The organism is Okeania sp. (assembly GCF_983059655.1).
In genome coordinates, this window is the sequence record NZ_CEZPJD010000084.1 from 1 (window position 1) to 16,833 (window position 16,833).

Genomic DNA, 16,833 nt, shown 5'->3' on the forward strand with positions numbered 1-16,833 from the left:
CTGTTGCCTGTTGCCTGCGCACAGCGCTATATTCTCAAGAAAGTAGAGTATTAAGCAGACAAAAGAGTTAGATGATTTTTATTTTCCACTCTCTTTTAACTCCTGCAATCAAAAGTTGATAATTATAAAAGATATTAAAATGACACAAAAATCTGAAAACACTATTATTTTTTTTAACTCAGTTCCCGGTAGAATAGTCACACATCTAATTGCTGTTTTATTAACTCTAAGTGGTGTTTGGTTATTTCAAAATCGACCAATATTTTCTTCAAAGACTATATCTATAACCCCCGATCCAATTAATCTTGCAAGATACAATAAAGAGCAACCAATTAGTTATAGTGCGAATACTATAGAAGCAGAGAAACAACTAGCAATTGAGCAATTTAGTAAAAATGATATTCAAGCCGGAAAAAAAGCTGTAGAATCTTTATTAAATAGAGGTGCTTTTAGAGAGGCAAAAGAAGCACTTAATATTCTGTTAAAAGCAAGTAACAATGAACAAGATATCGACCCAGATATACTTTTTTTACAAGGTCGATTAGTTTGGGAATGGGCGCAATATGGAAATAGAAATTATACTGTAGATGAAGCTCTATCTTATTGGGAAAAAGCAGTCGCCAAACTTCCTGATTCTATTCCATATCAGAATGCTATAGGTTTTGCTTACTATACCAAAGGAGACCTGAAAAAAGCTTATGATGCTTGGTTAAAAGTATTAAAATTATCAGGAGAAATTGTACCAGAAACACAAGTACTGCGTAACATTTCAGCCGAAGCTTTGCCAACTCCAGAAGTTGAACAAAAAGATGCTATTAATGCCTATGCAGGTATTGGGTTAGTAATGATGAAATCTGCTCAAACTCATCAAGGAAATGAGCAAAGAGAACGCTGGTTAAGAGCTTTACAATACCGGACAAAAGTAATGAAAGAAGCAGCACTAGAATATCATATTCCCCAACTTAGACAAAACTGGTTATGGTCACGAGAAGCACTACGAGATTGGGATTTTCTAATGAGAACAGATTGGAATATATTACAGAAAGCAAATAATTAATATAGTAGGGAGTAGGGAGTAGGGAGTAGTTAGGAGGTAGAACAAATGGGAATTACAGAGTCAAAAGTTAACTCAGAGATTTTTTATTTCCTGCGGAATGCTACGCAAACATAAGTTTTAATTCTCTTTAGAGAGTAATTCCTCCTCTGGTGTGATAGTGACTTAATAATTCATAGCTGAAGTCCGCAGTTCCTCTGTAAGAGGCTAGATGACTGCTGAATGCTGAGTGCTTACAAAAAATCAACAAAATTAGCATCAACTACTATCAGAAAAACTCTTAATTTCTATCCATTCTTTCTCAGATAAAGGCTCTGTAATTAGCTGAATTTTAAAACATTCCATAGCAGCTATAACTAATGCTTCAATAATCTGATTAATCATAACTTCTCTCCTATCCGTAGGAGATAAAAAAGATGTAAAAATATCAGAAACTTGTGGAGAAGGTTGAGAGTTAAAAACATCACTAAAAAGTTCAACATCAGGTGTTAAAATCATAGAACCATGTTGTAATATTCCCTTATCTCTTCTCAATTGGGCACTACCGATTAATTTTCCACCATTGGGTAATATTAAATCTGCACCAGTAGAAGTGCCAAAACAGTTAGGGTTGTGTATATAACCTCTTCCTGCACTACCATAAACTAAGTCAACACCAAGCGATCGCCACCCCAGTATTAAAAATTCACAAATAGCCTGATAAGACTCAATGCGACTGCCAGGAAAACCAGAAGTTATTACACTATAAGTTAAATCTCCCTGATGCAAAACCGCTCTCCCACCAGTAGGACGACGGACAATATCTATCGGTTGGCCTTGCCAAGTTAGGTTTTGCCAATATTCAGGATAACGTCGTTGATGATAACCTAAAGAAATGGCTACAGGTTGCCAGGTATAAAAGCGGAGAGTTGGTGGAATATTTCCTTGGAGATGTTGGTATAGCAACCATTCATCTATTGCCATTTGTAACTTTCCGGTTGTTGTTAGTAAAGGAATAAGTCTCCAAAACATGATTTCAAGAATTTAGAATTAAGAATTTAGAATTTAGAATTACCTCTTTTCATAAATAAGAGGAACTAAAATAGAATTGCTATATACTCATCGTCTTACCGAATAATTAAGGTTTAAAGCCTCTTCTTTAAAGGAGAAACAAGAAAATATTTTCCTTTTATTCAATCCTCTCCCTAAAAGGGAGAGGTAACTATTAATTATCCATTATCCATTATCCATTATCCATTATCCATTATTGAAAGTACTTTTTAGGAAGCGTGAGGTACAGTTTTTCCCTACTCCCTAAAGTCCTAAAATTTTGTACCTCATCAACTCCAAAACTGCTGTAAAATATTTTTGCAATCCATAAAAATCTTCTATAAACTTTTCATATTTCCAGTCAAATATCTGATAAATATTTAATCAATGTTTTTTTCACCTCTACCCCTAGATAAAAAATTAGAATTATCACCAAATCATGTTCATATTTGGAGTACAAATCTAAAATTACTTCCATCTGCCATTGATAAATTATCAAAAATATTATCCTCAGACGAAATAGATAGAGCCAATAAATTTCATTTTGAGCGAGATAAAAATCGTTTTATTATTGCCAGAGGAACACTCAGAAAAATTCTTGGTCGTTACTTAAATATTGAACCTAAAAATTTACAATTTACTTATAGTGAACGAGGCAAACCCTATTTACTAGATACCTCTATATTATTTAATTTATCTCACTCTCAAGATTTAGCTTTATATGCTATTACCACAGTTAATTCAGTTGGTATTGACTTAGAATATATTCGCCCAATGAATGATGCTGAAGGTTTGGCAAAACGTTTCTTTACTGCCCAAGAATACAATCTTATTAGTCAGCTTCCTCCTCAACAACAACAAGAAATTTTCTTCAAAATATGGACTTGTAAAGAAGCCTATTTAAAAGCTACTGGAGATGGGTTAGCAGGAGGATTGGAAAAAGTCGAAGTTTGTTTAAAACCCGAACAACCAATACAATTTATGAGTATTAATGGAGATTTTCAAGCAGCTTCCCGTTGGTATTTATATCAATTTATTCCTGAATCTAATTATATTGCTGCTTTAGTAGTGGCAGGGAAAAATCAACACTTAAGTTTTTGGCAGATAAATAATATTGACATTACTTTTTAAGATGCTTAATTGTCACAAAATACATAGGAATCCTATTTTATTCATGTCAAAAATCTTACTGCTTTTTAGGGAATAGCTGTCAGACCCCGCGTCGCCGTTAGCTCCCTTGCGGAATGCTGACTCCTGTGAGGGAACACTTAACTGGGAATAGGTAAGAGTTTCAGTTTTTTTCTCTACTTTTTGATTTGTCGCAACCTATTTAGAATTGCTATAGCAATAGCAAACAGATTACAATAAATCAGTATCCACTCAATATGATGGAGTAGGGAATGATTATAACTGCCAAGGACAATGAAATAGACATCTCCAGAAAAGAGGAAGTAGGAAGTAGAGGGAAAGAATTGATAATTTATGTGCGATAATTAATTTTATAGTTTATTATTGGAGATGCCTAATGAATTGATAAAATAGGGAGCTTTACTAATCATAAAAAGAATGAAAGCTACCTCAAAACCATTCACAGGGGAGTAAAAAATATAGTAGAGCTTGTAGTATTTTTTTGTCTCAAAAAGTGTTAGTTTTTTGGTGGCAAGAGCTGCATAAAGCTAGTATTTTGGGACGATTATGGCAGAAAAATATTGGGACAGTTTTTCCTACTATCTCTTCTATAATTCCCATTTCTCCTGACTACTGACTACTACGAAGAGCAAAAATACTTTTTCAGCAAAGCCTAGTTATTTAGTAAAAATAGTTAGTAATACTGCTCCTAATAAATAGTGATTTGCTTGTAAATTTAATCCAACTTCTTTACCGAATTGTTCGCGAACTGTTGGACTATAAAGCTTAATTCCACCAGGAGAAATACTCAAAGATTGAAGTTCATCTTGCCACTTAAAATAGGAATCAACTAAATAGAAAAATCCTCCTGGGCGTAAAACTCGACTCACCTCATTAAATACTTGTTGAGGATAAGGATAATGTAAAAAACTAATTGTATTAAAAACGGCATCAAATTGTTCATTAGCAAAAGTCATATCTTCAGCATTTCCTATTAAAAATGTTATGCTTTCTTGATGACGATTACTACTATTAGCTTGATTAACCATTTCGGGAGATAAATCTAAGCCAGTACCTTGAAGATTTGGAAATTTAACAGCAAGACGATGGAGAAGTTTTCCAGTACCACAACCTAAATCTAGTACATTTGCTGGACTTGGTAGATTTACATATTCCAGTAATCTTTGATGTATTGCTTGATAAACTACAGATGGAAACAACCAATCATAATTAGGTGCCCAAAGATCGAAAAATTTTTGTTTAGAAGAAATATTATTTGTCATATAGCAGTTATGTTTGATATCAAACCCGGTTAAATACTTATAGAATCGTTAAGTCTTGAGGAGTCAGGAGTAGAGAAAATCACAAAGATTTAGTAGTTATGATGATTGAAGATTTTTTTATATCTAAATTACCCCAGATTTGATATTATCTTGTTCCATACAAGCGATCGCCTGCATCTCCTAATCCTGGAATAATATAACCATGTGCGTCTAATTTTTCATCAATAGCAGCACTGTATAAGGGTATATCTGGGTGATATTTATGGAAATTTTCAATTCCCTCTGGTGCTGCTAATAAACACAGAAACCGAATTGATTCTGGGTTAAATTCTTTAATCCGATCGACTGCTGCTACTGCTGAATTTCCAGTTGCCAACATTGGGTCAACTATTAACACATCTCGCTGCTCAATATCATGGGGGACTTTGAAATAATATTCTACAGCAACTAAAGTACTAGGGTCGCGATACAAACCAATATGTCCCACTCTTGCTGTAGGTATTAGCTCTAAAATCCCATCAAGAAGTCCTTGACCTGCTCGCATAATGGAAACAATTACCATTTTTTTTTCAGAAGCTAACATGGGTGCTTCCATCAATTTCATTGGTGTCTGAATTTGTTGATATTTTATTGGTAAATAGCGAGTTACTTCATAAGCTAATAGCATTCCTATTTCTTTGAGAAGTTGACGAAATTGAGCTGTGGTAGTTTCCAATTGACGCAATAGTGTCAATTTATGCTGAACTAATGGATGATTAATGATAGTAGTTTTTGTCATTTTATAATCTAGAGCGATCGCTGTCTAAATTAATAGTTCAACACGGTTTTCACTCATGTTGATTACTAAACTTCAGCTCCCGCTACCTTCTTCAATTGGTAAGCTTGTTTTTAATTTTATGTTTTTTGTTCTCTAGAACTTATAAATTTGTACCTCATATAAAACCAGGCGATCGAAGATAGTAGCGAAGTACATTTTTTTGACTTGATTTAATTCTGTAAAAATCAAAATAAAATATGTACTTCACTACATTGAAAAATAGTCTAAAAATATCAAATTTATGTAAGTATTTCCTGCGGACTGCTGCGTAAACAGCATTCAGCCGTCAGCTAGCCTCTTACAGAGGAACTGCGTTATTAGCTATTGAGAAACATCTATATTTCCCGCCATAGAATTGTATGAATTGAACTCAAGCTAATCGTTATTGTGGTTCATTCTCTGATTAAAAATGTAATAGAAGTTCAACAAATGCTTGCTTCATTTATTAAAAATCTAAGAGCTGAATACTTACAAATTTATTAACTAAATTAGTTATATACTAATGCTTCCTTTCCTCTAGTAATTTCAATAGTAACTTTGCCACTAAAATCTGGTATCGGAGCTGCTAATTTAGTTAAACTAACCTTGACATTTTGTACTAATGATTCTTGCAAAATAGTCGTAGCGATTGCATCAGCTACTTTTTCTAACAAAGCAAACTTAGAATTTTTTACAAGCTCTTGGACAGTATTAACTATGCTGCCGTAATCTACGGTATCTTCTAAAGCATCACTTTGACTTGCAGCATTCAAATCTAACCCTAGAGTTAAATCTACTTCAAACCATTGTCCCAATACTTTTTCTTCTGGAAAAAAGCCTATGTATCCGTAGCAGCGAATTCCAGTAATTGAGATTGAGTCCATAATTACTAATTAAAAAACTGTTCCATCACTTTTTATTTTAATCGGAGGCGCACCATCTTTTCTTAATTCTTTTGCTATTTTTCGCCCTGCTGCCCATGTGCCCCCTTGTAAAAGTTTTACAAGTGGTAATTCTGAGGTATTTAAGTTAAGTTTTTCTTGAATTACTTGAGCAACTTTGTCTAAAAGACTAATAGTTAGCGCTCTCCACTCTACAATAATTTCTGAGCCTGGTAAATGCTGCTGTTGTAGAATCAAAGGATTTTTGATTTTTATTAGTTCCATATCTATAAATAAGCCACCATTACGATATTCTGCTAATCCAGTTAAATCATCTAGTCCAATTATATTTAAACCCAATTCTTGTAATGGTTCAAGCAATGAATATGTTAACCATTGAGATAATTTATGAAAAGGTATATATTCATCCCCCAAGCGGTCGCTTTTGAGTAGATAATGAGGCCAAATATCTCCTAGATTAATCCCTGAAATAGTATTACGCCCTGGCCAAATATCACCCAACCCCTCCAATATAGTATTAAATACTGAAGTAGCTTTAATTACTTCTTTATTGACCTGATTTTGCCACAAATAATCAACCATATTTCCTGGACGTGGACTATCAATGCCAAATAACTGAGAATCTCGATCTAAAACTTGTCCCAAGCGTTGCAGCAATTCCAGACGACCTTCAAGACCCACCAAGGTATTTTCTGGACTAACTTGGAATCCTTGGGCTAAAGTCTGGACATTAATTTGGTAAAGTCCTCTAGTATCTGCTTGCCAGGGAAAATCAGGATTACTAGAAAAAAAACCTTGGCAAAATAGTCGGAAACTGCAAACTGCTAAACCTTCTGAACGACTAAATATTAAGCTAGTTTCAGGTTCAGTGTATTGCCAGTTTGCACCCGCACCCGCATCTAGCAGTACACTAATAATGGCTAAATCAAATTTTACTTTGGCCTTTTCTAGTGGTGTGAGTCCTGCCAACATTTGGTCAAGTTCAGCTAGACGAGGCACATCTCCTACTTGGAAATGTTGCCAACGACTATGGAAGGGTATATCTAATGTGGGATACTGCTCCAGGGTTACACTAATAACATAGTCAGCACATTTATCTAGTTGAGTTAAATCGACTCGAAAATTATTGAGTTGGTCTTGACAAGCAAGATTAAATATGCGATCGCACCTTTCTCGAATGGCCTCGGGAGTTCTTAGATATGTAATAATTTCTGGGATTTTTTTATTCATTAAAAGTCAGAATATAAGGAATATAATATAAATAGTAAGCTAGAAAAAAATTCTCATAAGCATGATGCCATTAAGCACAATTTAGTTGATGAGAAACTATTCAATTTTTCTGTTGGTCTTTCTAAATTTAATTAAGCAAAAAATTAGGTCAAAAATTTCCCAGTAATGTCTAATCAAACTCACTTCAACCAATCAAAAAAACAAGAGAATAATGTAGCTGTTGCTCTTGGTAGTAATCTTGGTGATTCTTTGGCTATTCTAGAAAATGCAATCCAAACTTTATCAAAAACTCCAGGTATTACCCTAAATAGTTATTCTAGCTGGTATAGAACTAAACCTATCGGTCCAGAACAACCAGATTATCTGAATGGTTGTGCATTATTAAAAGTAGAATTAACTCCTCAAAAACTGTTAGAAATTCTTTTGGATATAGAAAAACAATTTAAGCGAGTACGTTTAGAACATTGGGGACCTAGAACTCTAGATTTAGACTTAATCTTATATGATGATTTAATATTAGATACTCCAAACCTACAAATACCCCATCCTAGGATGAGAGAAAGAGCTTTTGTTCTTGTACCTCTAGCAGAAATAGCTCATAATTGGATTGACCCAGTTTCGGGACAAGCGATCGCTAAACTTCTAGAAGAGGTAGAATGTTCTGGAGTATCTAAACTTTAAGCTGGCAAGTTAAAATAGCAATTCTATTAATGATTAAAAAAGCACTCGTAACAGGTTCCGCAGTTGGAATAGGTAGAGCGATCGCTCTCGACTTAGCTAGCAAAGGATTTGATATAGCATTTCATTATAACCGCAGTGCAGAGGCAGCAAACCAAGCAAGTCAAGAAGCAGCTACTTATGGAGTAAAATCTATTGCTCTACAAGCAGATGTTACTAAACCCGAAATGGCTAAATCCCTAGTAGAAAATGCAGTAGAAAAACTAGGAGGTTTATCGGTAGTAGTCAATAATGTAGGAAACTATTTAGAAAAAAAGATTAGTCAAATATCTATAGAAGAATGGCATCAAATGCTTGATTCCAATCTCAATTCTACTTTCTATGTGACTCAAGCAACTATTCCTCACTTCAAAGCAGCGGGTTGGGGACGTATCGTTAACTTTGCCTTTGCTAGTGCCCAAAATATTGTAGCAAGTGAGGAACAGACAGCCTATAAAATTGCTAAGGCTGGTGTAATCATCTATACTAAGTCATTGGCTAAGGAGTTAATTAAGGACAAAATTACTGCCAATGTCATTGCTCCAGGAGTAGCAGAAAATTCCATTGGTTTAGAAGAAACAATCCCACTGTTACTAACTAAACGACCTGCAACCTTAAAAGAAGTTAGCGATGCAGTTTATTTTTTTATAAGTCCAGAATCTGAATACATTACGGGGCAAGTTTTGGAAGTAGCGGGAGGTTGGAGGTTGTAGGAATACTTACCAATTTCCCTGATTAAGCTAAAACCCATTAAGATTTGATATTCTCTGTTCTTATATTTGAAAAAGACTGGGAATTTCAACAAACTGAAAATTATTATTCTTGATTATGAGGAGTTGCAAAATGTTTACTCTCACAGAAATTCACGAAATATACGACAAATATAAAGATGACTATGATACCCAAATAGAAGAGTTTACCATTGGTAATAAAAAATTTAACTTTAATTCTCAGACAGGCATTATGGGTATAATTAATCTTTCAACTGATACCTGGTGGAAGCATTCTATATGTTACAATACCGAACAAGCCATTTGTCGTGGCAAGGTTTTAACCGCTCAAGGTGCTGACATCATAGATATTGGAACTGAGTCTACTGCACAAAGCGCACAGAGGACTAATGAGCTTCAACAAATAAGTCAAATTTTGCCTACTCTTGAAGTTTTTAGTCAAGAAGGTGTTTTGACTTCAATTGAAACTTATTACCCTAATGTAGCTAAAGAATGCTTAAAAGCTGGCGAAATATCATCAACTATACAGGCAGTGAAAATAGCGAAGAAATGTATCGAGTTTTAGCTGATTTCGATGCAGCAATTATTATTTGTTATGTTCAAGGAAAACACGCTAGAGAAGTAGGACTATTTGATTTTGAGTCAGCAAAAGATCCAATAGATTTAGTTTATGACTATATTTGGTAAAGAGATAGAAATAGCAACTAAACTAGGAGTAAAGAAAATTTTTATAGATCCAGCTATAGGTCTGGGATACACAAATTTTTACTACAAATATAAGTATGTATCAAATCGGCTTGGATATCAAGTTAGAAGTATTTTAAGCTCTTTTAGACTCAGAAAATTAGGGTTTCCTGTTTTTCATCAGATACCTACGGCCTTAGAAGTTTTTGGAGAATAAATTAGAAGTGCTCAAGTTTTTACGGGAGTTTTTGCAGTTTTAGGAAAAACCGATATGCTGAGAACTCATGAAGTGGCTAAAATGAAAGCTGTTTTGGAGTGTATTAGTTTATTATAAAAGCTTAGATATTAAAATTTAGCTCACTCTATTGTAAGAATCCCAATTTTTGTAGTTGCTAAATGGTAATGCTTTTACATATCTATGAAAAAACTATAGTTTTGCTGTTCATAAGTATTGAAGAGCATTACCAGACCGGCAACCCAAAATTTTTTAATCACTCTCACTAAGACTCGGTTAGGAATGTCCATCCGTTTTACGGCACAGAGGATGTCAAAATTTATCTCAGATAAAATTTGTGCAACTTAATTTTTACCGAATAATTAATAATTAAATAATTCTGGTTTAAAGCCTCCCCTATTTAAGGGAAAAAAAGCGGTCGTTTTGCTACGCAACATATAAAGCGCAGCTTCCCGGAGGGTGGGATGGCAAGGTCCCCTCGCCATATCCATGAGACCAAGACAGCGGTCGTTTGCTTCGCAACGCTGACGCGAAACGCGACAGCGGAACGTAGTTCTCTCTTCAGAGCTTCCCCGTTGGGTGAGATGGCGAGATATCCCGCTCTTGCAGAGCCGCTTCTCTAACTCCATATCAATCGACCAACAGAAGAAATAATATTACCTTATATTCAATTCTGTAACGGTTAAAACCCGAGGTAATTATCAATTATCCATTAATGAAATGGCTCCTAAATTTAGCTTAAAGACAATGCTAAAAAAAGCACTTGTAACAGGTTCAGCAGTAGGAATAGGCAGAGCGATCGCTCTCGACTTAGCAAGTAAAGGATTTGATGTAGCTTTTCACTATAACAAAAGCGTAGAAGCAGCCAACCAAGCAGCTCAAGAAGCAACTACTTACGGAGTAAAAGCGATCGCCAAACAAGCAGATATTACCAAACCCGAACAAGCTCAGTCTCTAGTAGAAAATGCAGCAGCACAATTGGGTGGTTTATCAGTAGTAGTTAATAATGTGGGTAACTACCTGAGAAAATCCATTAGTAAAACATCTATAAAAGAGTGGCAGGAAGTTATTAATTCTAACCTCAATGCCACTTTTTATATTACTAAAGCAGCACTTCCCTATCTCAAAGCAGCAAATGAGGCACGTATAGTTAATTTTGCTTGTGCCAGTGCCCAAAATATAGCAGCACGCCGGACTAATGCAGCTTATATAATTGCCAAAACTGGTATTATCATCTATACTAAATCGTTAGCTGTCGAGTTAATTAAAGATAAGATTACTGTTAATGTAGTATCTCCTGGAGTCGCAGAAAATTCTTGGGATATAGAAGAAATGATTCCTAAATTACCAGCTAAACGTCCAGCAAAGTTGAAAGAAGTTAACCATGCTGTTTGGTTTTTTATTAACCCTAATTCTAATTATATTACAGGGCAAGTTTTGGAAGTTTCTGGGGGTTGGAATTTGTAGTTATAATTTTTTTATCCAGATTTCTGAAAATTTATATTATTGATTATTTAAACATAAAATTACAATGACATCAAATTCAGAAACTTGGATAATAGGTAAAGAATTTAGATTTGAAGCTTCCCATCAACTACCTAATCATGATGGGAAATGTGCAAGATTACATGGTCATTCTTGGCGTGGTATTATTTATGTTTATGGTAATACATTAGTAAATTCTGGTGCAAAGCAGGGTATGGTTATGGATTATGGGGATATTAAAAAATATCTAAAACCCCTACTTGATGATTATTTAGACCACTATCACTTAAACGAAACTACAGGCTTAGTTAATCCTACCAGTGAAGCGATCGCTAAATGGATTTACGAACAATTAGAAGATAAAATTCCCGGACTTGTAGCAGTTAGAATTGATGAAACTTGTACGAGTCAATGTATTTATTCAAAAGGGAAAAGTAATTTTTTAATACTTTGAGAAAATAGGGAGTGGGGAGTAGGGAGTAGGAGAAATTTTCAACCTACATTCCGCACGACAAAACGTAGTATAAAAAATTAGGAGTCAGAATCCAGAATTCAGAATTTCCTACGGAATGCTCCGCAAACAGAAGGGAAAATAACTCAGAATTCTTTCCGCTCTGGATGAAGATGGAATATTTTTTTATACCGAATTAAACGGATTCGATATAATTTATACAGTACAAATATTTACCAATAATAGAAATTGTATACTACTTTTAATGTTACAAGTTGACGTGCGGAATGTGGGATAAATCATTGCCTACTCAATATGATAGAGTGTATCAACTCAATATATGATTTGTTGAAGGTTGTTAAGCTATCTGCTAAAACCTTAAAAATGGCAGAAAGTTTAAACTCCCTGCCACTTTGCAATTAAATACTCACTTTCGTTTCCTAAAGAAACTAAATCCTACTCAACTCCTTGAGGCAACAACTCTCGTTTTTCAGCCTGAGTAACCTTAATCTGACCATCCTCTCCAACATCGACGACAGCAGTATCGCCCTCGCGAACAGTACCAGCAAGAATTTCTTCAGCCAAAACATCTTCAAGCAAACGCATGATTGCCCGACGTAGAGGACGCGCTCCATAACTAGGATTATAACCTTCCTCAACTAACCGCTCTTGGAAGCGTTCAGTAATTTCTAGCTTGATGCCTTTTTCTGTCAAGCGACTAAAGACCTCTTTCAACATAATCACAGCAATTTCCTTAACCTCATCCTTATTCAACTGACGGAAGACGATAATCTCATCTAGACGGTTGAGGAATTCTGGGCGGAAATATTGTTTGAGTTCTTCATTAACCAAGTTGCGAATTCGGTTGTATTGAGCATCAGCTTCATTATCGGAGAACTCGAAACCGAGACCACCGCCTCCTTTTTCGATTACCTTAGAACCGATATTGGAGGTCATAATAATCAAGGTATTCTTAAAATCTACTGTGCGACCCTTAGCATCAGTCAAGCGTCCGTCTTCCAAAATTTGCAACAGCATATTGAAGACATCAGGGTGAGCTTTTTCGATTTCATCAAATAGCACTACAGTATAAGGACGACGACGGACTGCTTCAGTTAGCTGACCACCTTCGTTATAACCTACATAACCAGGAGGAGAACCGATCAACTTAGAAACAGTGTGACGTTCCATGTATTCGGACATATCCAACCGAATCATTGCTTCTTCTGACCCAAAGAAATATGTAGCCAAAGCCTTAGTTAATTCTGTCTTACCAACCCCAGTAGGTCCAGAGAAAATAAAGCTAGCAATTGGTCGGTTGGGGTTTTTCAATCCTACTCTCGCCCGACGAATAGCACGAGATACTGCTCTGACAGCTTCTTCCTGACCAATCAAACGTTGGTGCAGAGTATCTTCCATGTGTAGCAATTTCTCAGACTCAGATTCTGTGAGCTTACTAACTGGAACACCCGTCCAACTTGCAACAATATGAGCAATATCTTCTTCAGTAACCACTGGAGAATCACCTTCAGTAGTAGAGTCTGTTTTTTTATTTTGAGCAAGGGAGCGAATTTCGGATTTAATTTCCATTTCGCGGTCGCGTAACTCTCCTGCTTTGTCAAAATCTTGGGAGCGTACTGCCTCATCCTTTTCTTTAAGAATTTGACGCAACTCTTTATCTAACTCTTTAGCTGCGGGAGGAAGTTGAGAATTAATCAAACGAACTCGGGAACCTGCTTCATCGATCAAGTCAATAGCTTTATCTGGTAAATAGCGATCGCTAATATAGCGGTCTGATAATTTAGCAGCAGCTTCTAGAGCTGTATCCAAAATTTTTAATTTATGATGTTGTTCGTAACGTTCCCTTAAACCATATAAAATTTCAATTGTTTCATCAACGGAAGGTTCGCCGACCATTACTGGTTGGAAACGACGTTCGAGTGCTGCATCTCGTTCAATGTGTTTGCGATACTCATCGAGGGTTGTTGCCCCTATGCACTGTAGCTCCCCTCTGGCCAAAGCAGGCTTCAAAATATTAGCTGCATCAATTGCCCCTTCTGCTGCACCTGCTCCAATGAGAGTATGAACCTCATCTATCACTAGGATGACATTACCCGCAGAGCGAATTTCATCCATAATTTTCTTTAGACGTTCCTCAAACTCACCTCGGTATTTTGTGCCAGCCACCAATAGACCAATGTCCAGGGTAACTACCCGCTTTTCTTCGAGAATATCTGGTATATCATTATTAGCAATGCGTTGTGCCAGACCTTCAGCGATCGCTGTTTTTCCTACTCCCGGTTCTCCAATCAGTACAGGATTATTCTTAGTTCTACGGCCTAGAATTTGAATCACCCGTTCAATTTCGTTTTGTCTTCCCACCACTGGGTCCAACTTACCTTCGGATGCCATTTGAGTCAGATTAGAACCAAACTCATCCAGAGTAGGAGTTTTAGTCCGTCCACCGCCTCCACCAGCAGTGACTTCTGCGGTTTCACCCAACATCCGAATTACTTGAGTCCGTACCTTCGAGAGGTCTACGCCTAAGTTTTCTAGAACTCTTGCTGCTACTCCTTCCCCTTCTCGAATTAAACCCAGAAGTAGGTGTTCTGTGCCAATATAGTTATGTCCTAATTGTCGTGCTTCTTCCAAGGATAATTCTAAGACCCTTTTTGCTCTGGGAGTAAATGGTATTTCTACGGCCACAAATCCAGATCCACGACCAATTATTTTTTCTACTTCAATCCTAGCGTCTTTGAGATTAACACCCATAGATTTGAGAACTTTGGCTGCGACACCTGTGCCTTCTCCAATTAGACCCAGAAGAATTTGTTCCGTTCCCACAAAATTATGTCCCAAGCGCCGAGCCTCTTCTTGGGCCAACATTATCACTTTGATTGCTTTTTCTGTGAAGCGTTCAAACATAATTAATTAATTCCTATTACTTATATAGTTGCCCTTCTGCTTATTCTAGCGCGACATTTATAACTAAAACTGTTTCTCACTTGATGCTTATTCAGACCTGACATATTCGATCAAAATGTCAAATAATTTTGCTACAGCAATAATTTCTGGTCTGTAATTAAGTTTTCAGTGAATAACTTTATTTTTACCAAACTACTCAAACAATAAATACCAATTTTATGTGAGGCTGCAAAGAGTTATAAAATTTATTAACTTGTCTGTCTCGAGCTACAGTCAACTTTGATTAAAGTACTACTCTATGCAACCTAGAAATGAATTTGATATTAGTATTGAGTATAGTTGGGTTCTAGATAGGATTTAAAATTATGTATTTTCTCCTATCTACTATTAAACAATTGTATTAAAGGTTACGTTTTCCTCGTCAACAATATAATTTTAGTTTCTCAAGTATAGCTCAGGTTTTTGTATTAAAGATAGTTTAATATATTTGTTTATTTTAAGAAATTCTAAAGTTTTCTCTCTAAATCTTTTCTAGTAATGTGGTTGTTAGATTTTGATTTTATAGCACTACGCGCTAGGTAATAGGGAATAGTAAACTTTTAAAGGGTTTTCAGTGTGGAATCCGTCAGGAAACAGGGTTTATAAATGTCAAACACCTTCCTTAATGCGTAGTGCTAGACCGCAAAATATTCTCAAAAAAAGCAATATATGGCGATTTTTTCAAGCTTTTATTTATTTTTATAATTTTTGCATATTCTATCTAAAGTGTCATACAATTTCTTAAAACGATAGATAAAATAGTTTATTAAATAAATTAGTCTCAAAATAATAACACAAATTTAATTTAGTTATTACCTGCTATCAATTACTAATTACCGACTCTAACTTTTCCCACTTTACTTCATAACTATTCAGGCGAGCGATCGCTTGTTTATGCCATTGTGACAAAGTTTGTTCAAATTCTGGGTCATTTAGATGACCACGCCAGAGAATCAGAGCATCCTCACCAGTTTGCTGATAATATCCTCGACGACGGCCTACATCTTGAAACCCAAACTTGTGATAAAGGGACAATGCAGATGTATTTGAGACTGCAACTTCTAGGGTAGCTCTCTCTAGCCCTCTATCCGAAGCTGACCTCATCAACGAGTATAATAATAATTGGCCTAAACCCAGACCTTGGTATTGGGGATGAATTCCAAGAATAGTAATATGTGCTTCCTCTAAAATAGCCCATAAACAGCCTATACCAATTATGGACTGATGATTGGTAAGCTGTGATTCAGAGTTAGAAGATTCTAAAGTTACCGCCCTTTTCATCTCCTCATCCTTTTGGCTAATTACTAAAATTAGCAAATCGCTGTTAGGACTTTCTAGCTCTCGCTGATAACCTTGAAAATTCCAGAGTCCACCAAAGCAGAGTCGATCCAATTCAACCACACTAGAAATATGCTTTGGACTCATTGGTTGAATCGTAATAATTGGCATACTTACAAAAGTCTAAATTCTAGATAAAAAATTAACAAAGAGAAATAACTTCTATTTATTAGCTATTTTCAGCAGGAACTCCACACTGAAATTGTGCAGAGATACAAATTTATCTATCTCCTCATCTCCTAATAGTATAAAGTCACACCTCATAGAACATTAACTGAATTTAGTAATTGTGGGTATAAAATCAAGAAAACTTGGGCTGCTGAGACAGCATTATTGTCCTCAATGCAATCTATCCATTGGACGTGACCTAAACGCTGCAATTAATATCAAGAAAGTACCTCAAGTCTTGATAGAAGATTTATTGTTACCATTAAATTTGAATAGCTTGAAGGAGATCAAGAAGTACAATTAAGCATTTTTTAAATTAATTACAGAGATGGGACATCCCTGGGTAGCTCAGTCAATGCTCTCATATAAAAGTATCACTAGTGGTCTGTCAAATTAGTTTTGATGGGTTAATCTTCCTCCGTATCCTCTATCTTTTATGCTTTTCCTGCTTGTCTTAACCCATCAATTCAAAGCTGACAGACCACTAGTGTAGGATGGCAGAAATAACTAACCAGTTACCGAATTATTAATTATTAATTATTAAATAATTCTGGTTTAAAGCCTCCCCTTTTAAGGGGAAAAAAGCGGTCGTTTGCTTTGCAACGCTGGCGCGAAAAGCGCAGCTTCCCGTAGGGTGG

Annotated in this window: 17 protein-coding genes; 10 read left to right on the forward strand and 7 right to left on the reverse strand. The window is 35.7% G+C overall.

The genetic code is table 11. The features are described from left to right. Window positions 1–139 precede the first annotated feature (139 nt). Entirely contained in the window at window positions 140–1,057 is a 918-nt protein-coding gene (locus AC3DU7_RS07530; protein WP_488038735.1) for a tetratricopeptide repeat protein, read from the forward strand. A 255-nt stretch (window positions 1,058–1,312) separates the two neighbouring features. Here AC3DU7_RS07530 and AC3DU7_RS07535 read toward each other — a convergent pair whose 3' ends face one another. Next, window positions 1,313–2,065 (reverse strand): lipoate--protein ligase family protein, encoded by a 753-nt coding sequence (locus tag AC3DU7_RS07535; protein ID WP_488038736.1) that lies wholly within the window; start codon window positions 2,063–2,065, stop codon window positions 1,313–1,315. A 405-nt stretch (window positions 2,066–2,470) separates the two neighbouring features. On the opposite strand from AC3DU7_RS07535, the gene AC3DU7_RS07540 reads away from it, so the two are divergent. Next, window positions 2,471–3,214 carry a 4'-phosphopantetheinyl transferase family protein gene (locus tag AC3DU7_RS07540; RefSeq protein WP_488038737.1) on the forward strand — a complete coding sequence of 248 codons (744 nt, stop codon included), beginning with the start codon at window positions 2,471–2,473 and terminating at the stop codon, window positions 3,212–3,214. Between the two features lie 674 nt (window positions 3,215–3,888). Here the strand turns inward: AC3DU7_RS07540 and AC3DU7_RS07545 are convergent. The 4 genes from AC3DU7_RS07545 to AC3DU7_RS07560 form a co-directional block, all read right to left on the reverse strand. Continuing rightward, the gene (locus AC3DU7_RS07545; RefSeq protein ID WP_488038738.1) at window positions 3,889–4,494 is read right to left on the reverse strand and encodes a class I SAM-dependent methyltransferase; all 606 of its coding nucleotides are present in this window, start codon (window positions 4,492–4,494) and stop codon (window positions 3,889–3,891) included. 145 nt (window positions 4,495–4,639) lie between these two features. Then, a complete protein-coding gene (upp, locus tag AC3DU7_RS07550) occupies window positions 4,640–5,272 on the reverse strand; it encodes a uracil phosphoribosyltransferase (protein WP_488038739.1) in 633 nt (210 codons plus the stop codon). Window positions 5,273–5,799: 527 nt separating this feature from the next. Continuing rightward, window positions 5,800–6,174, reverse strand: a complete 375-nt coding sequence (gene folB / locus AC3DU7_RS07555; protein WP_488038740.1) for a dihydroneopterin aldolase — start codon at window positions 6,172–6,174, stop codon at window positions 5,800–5,802. A 9-nt stretch (window positions 6,175–6,183) separates the two neighbouring features. After that, window positions 6,184–7,422 (reverse strand): URC4/urg3 family protein, encoded by a 1,239-nt coding sequence (locus AC3DU7_RS07560; RefSeq protein ID WP_488038741.1) that lies wholly within the window; start codon window positions 7,420–7,422, stop codon window positions 6,184–6,186. A 165-nt stretch (window positions 7,423–7,587) separates the two neighbouring features. Here AC3DU7_RS07560 and folK point away from each other — a divergent pair, with 165 nt between their 5' ends. From folK to queD, 7 genes are all read left to right on the forward strand, one after another. Continuing rightward, on the forward strand, window positions 7,588–8,103 hold the full coding sequence (folK, locus tag AC3DU7_RS07565) for a 2-amino-4-hydroxy-6-hydroxymethyldihydropteridine diphosphokinase (protein WP_488038742.1): 516 nt from the start codon (window positions 7,588–7,590) through the stop codon (window positions 8,101–8,103). Window positions 8,104–8,132: 29 nt separating this feature from the next. Continuing rightward, complete coding sequence (gene tmpR, locus AC3DU7_RS07570; RefSeq protein WP_488038743.1) at window positions 8,133–8,852, forward strand: bifunctional dihydropteridine reductase/dihydrofolate reductase TmpR; 720 nt, start codon at window positions 8,133–8,135, stop codon at window positions 8,850–8,852. Between the two features lie 130 nt (window positions 8,853–8,982). Next, window positions 8,983–9,435 (forward strand): dihydropteroate synthase, encoded by a 453-nt coding sequence (locus AC3DU7_RS07575; protein ID WP_488038744.1) that lies wholly within the window; start codon window positions 8,983–8,985, stop codon window positions 9,433–9,435. Then, entirely contained in the window at window positions 9,420–9,557 is a 138-nt protein-coding gene (locus AC3DU7_RS07580) for a hypothetical protein (protein ID WP_488038745.1), read from the forward strand. The genes AC3DU7_RS07575 and AC3DU7_RS07580 overlap by 16 nt, the downstream gene beginning before the upstream one ends. After that, a complete protein-coding gene (locus tag AC3DU7_RS07585) occupies window positions 9,541–9,771 on the forward strand; it encodes a hypothetical protein (RefSeq protein WP_488038746.1) in 231 nt (76 codons plus the stop codon). The genes AC3DU7_RS07580 and AC3DU7_RS07585 overlap by 17 nt, the downstream gene beginning before the upstream one ends. Before the next feature lie 765 nt (window positions 9,772–10,536). Continuing rightward, window positions 10,537–11,256: a bifunctional dihydropteridine reductase/dihydrofolate reductase TmpR gene (gene tmpR / locus AC3DU7_RS07590; protein WP_488038747.1), complete on the forward strand. Its 720-nt coding sequence runs from the start codon at window positions 10,537–10,539 to the stop codon at window positions 11,254–11,256. 64 nt (window positions 11,257–11,320) lie between these two features. Then, a complete protein-coding gene (queD, locus tag AC3DU7_RS07595; RefSeq protein ID WP_488038748.1) occupies window positions 11,321–11,728 on the forward strand; it encodes a 6-carboxytetrahydropterin synthase QueD in 408 nt (135 codons plus the stop codon). Between the two features lie 453 nt (window positions 11,729–12,181). On the opposite strand, the gene AC3DU7_RS07600 is transcribed toward queD, so the two are convergent. Continuing rightward, on the reverse strand, window positions 12,182–14,650 hold the full coding sequence (locus AC3DU7_RS07600; protein ID WP_488038749.1) for an ATP-dependent Clp protease ATP-binding subunit: 2,469 nt from the start codon (window positions 14,648–14,650) through the stop codon (window positions 12,182–12,184). Window positions 14,651–15,511: 861 nt separating this feature from the next. Continuing rightward, the gene (rimI, locus tag AC3DU7_RS07605; protein WP_488038750.1) at window positions 15,512–16,138 is read right to left on the reverse strand and encodes a ribosomal protein S18-alanine N-acetyltransferase; all 627 of its coding nucleotides are present in this window, start codon (window positions 16,136–16,138) and stop codon (window positions 15,512–15,514) included. Between the two features lie 178 nt (window positions 16,139–16,316). Here rimI and AC3DU7_RS07610 point away from each other — a divergent pair, with 178 nt between their 5' ends. Next, window positions 16,317–16,499 (forward strand): zinc ribbon domain-containing protein, encoded by a 183-nt coding sequence (locus tag AC3DU7_RS07610; protein ID WP_488038751.1) that lies wholly within the window; start codon window positions 16,317–16,319, stop codon window positions 16,497–16,499. Window positions 16,500–16,833: the final 334 nt, after the last annotated feature.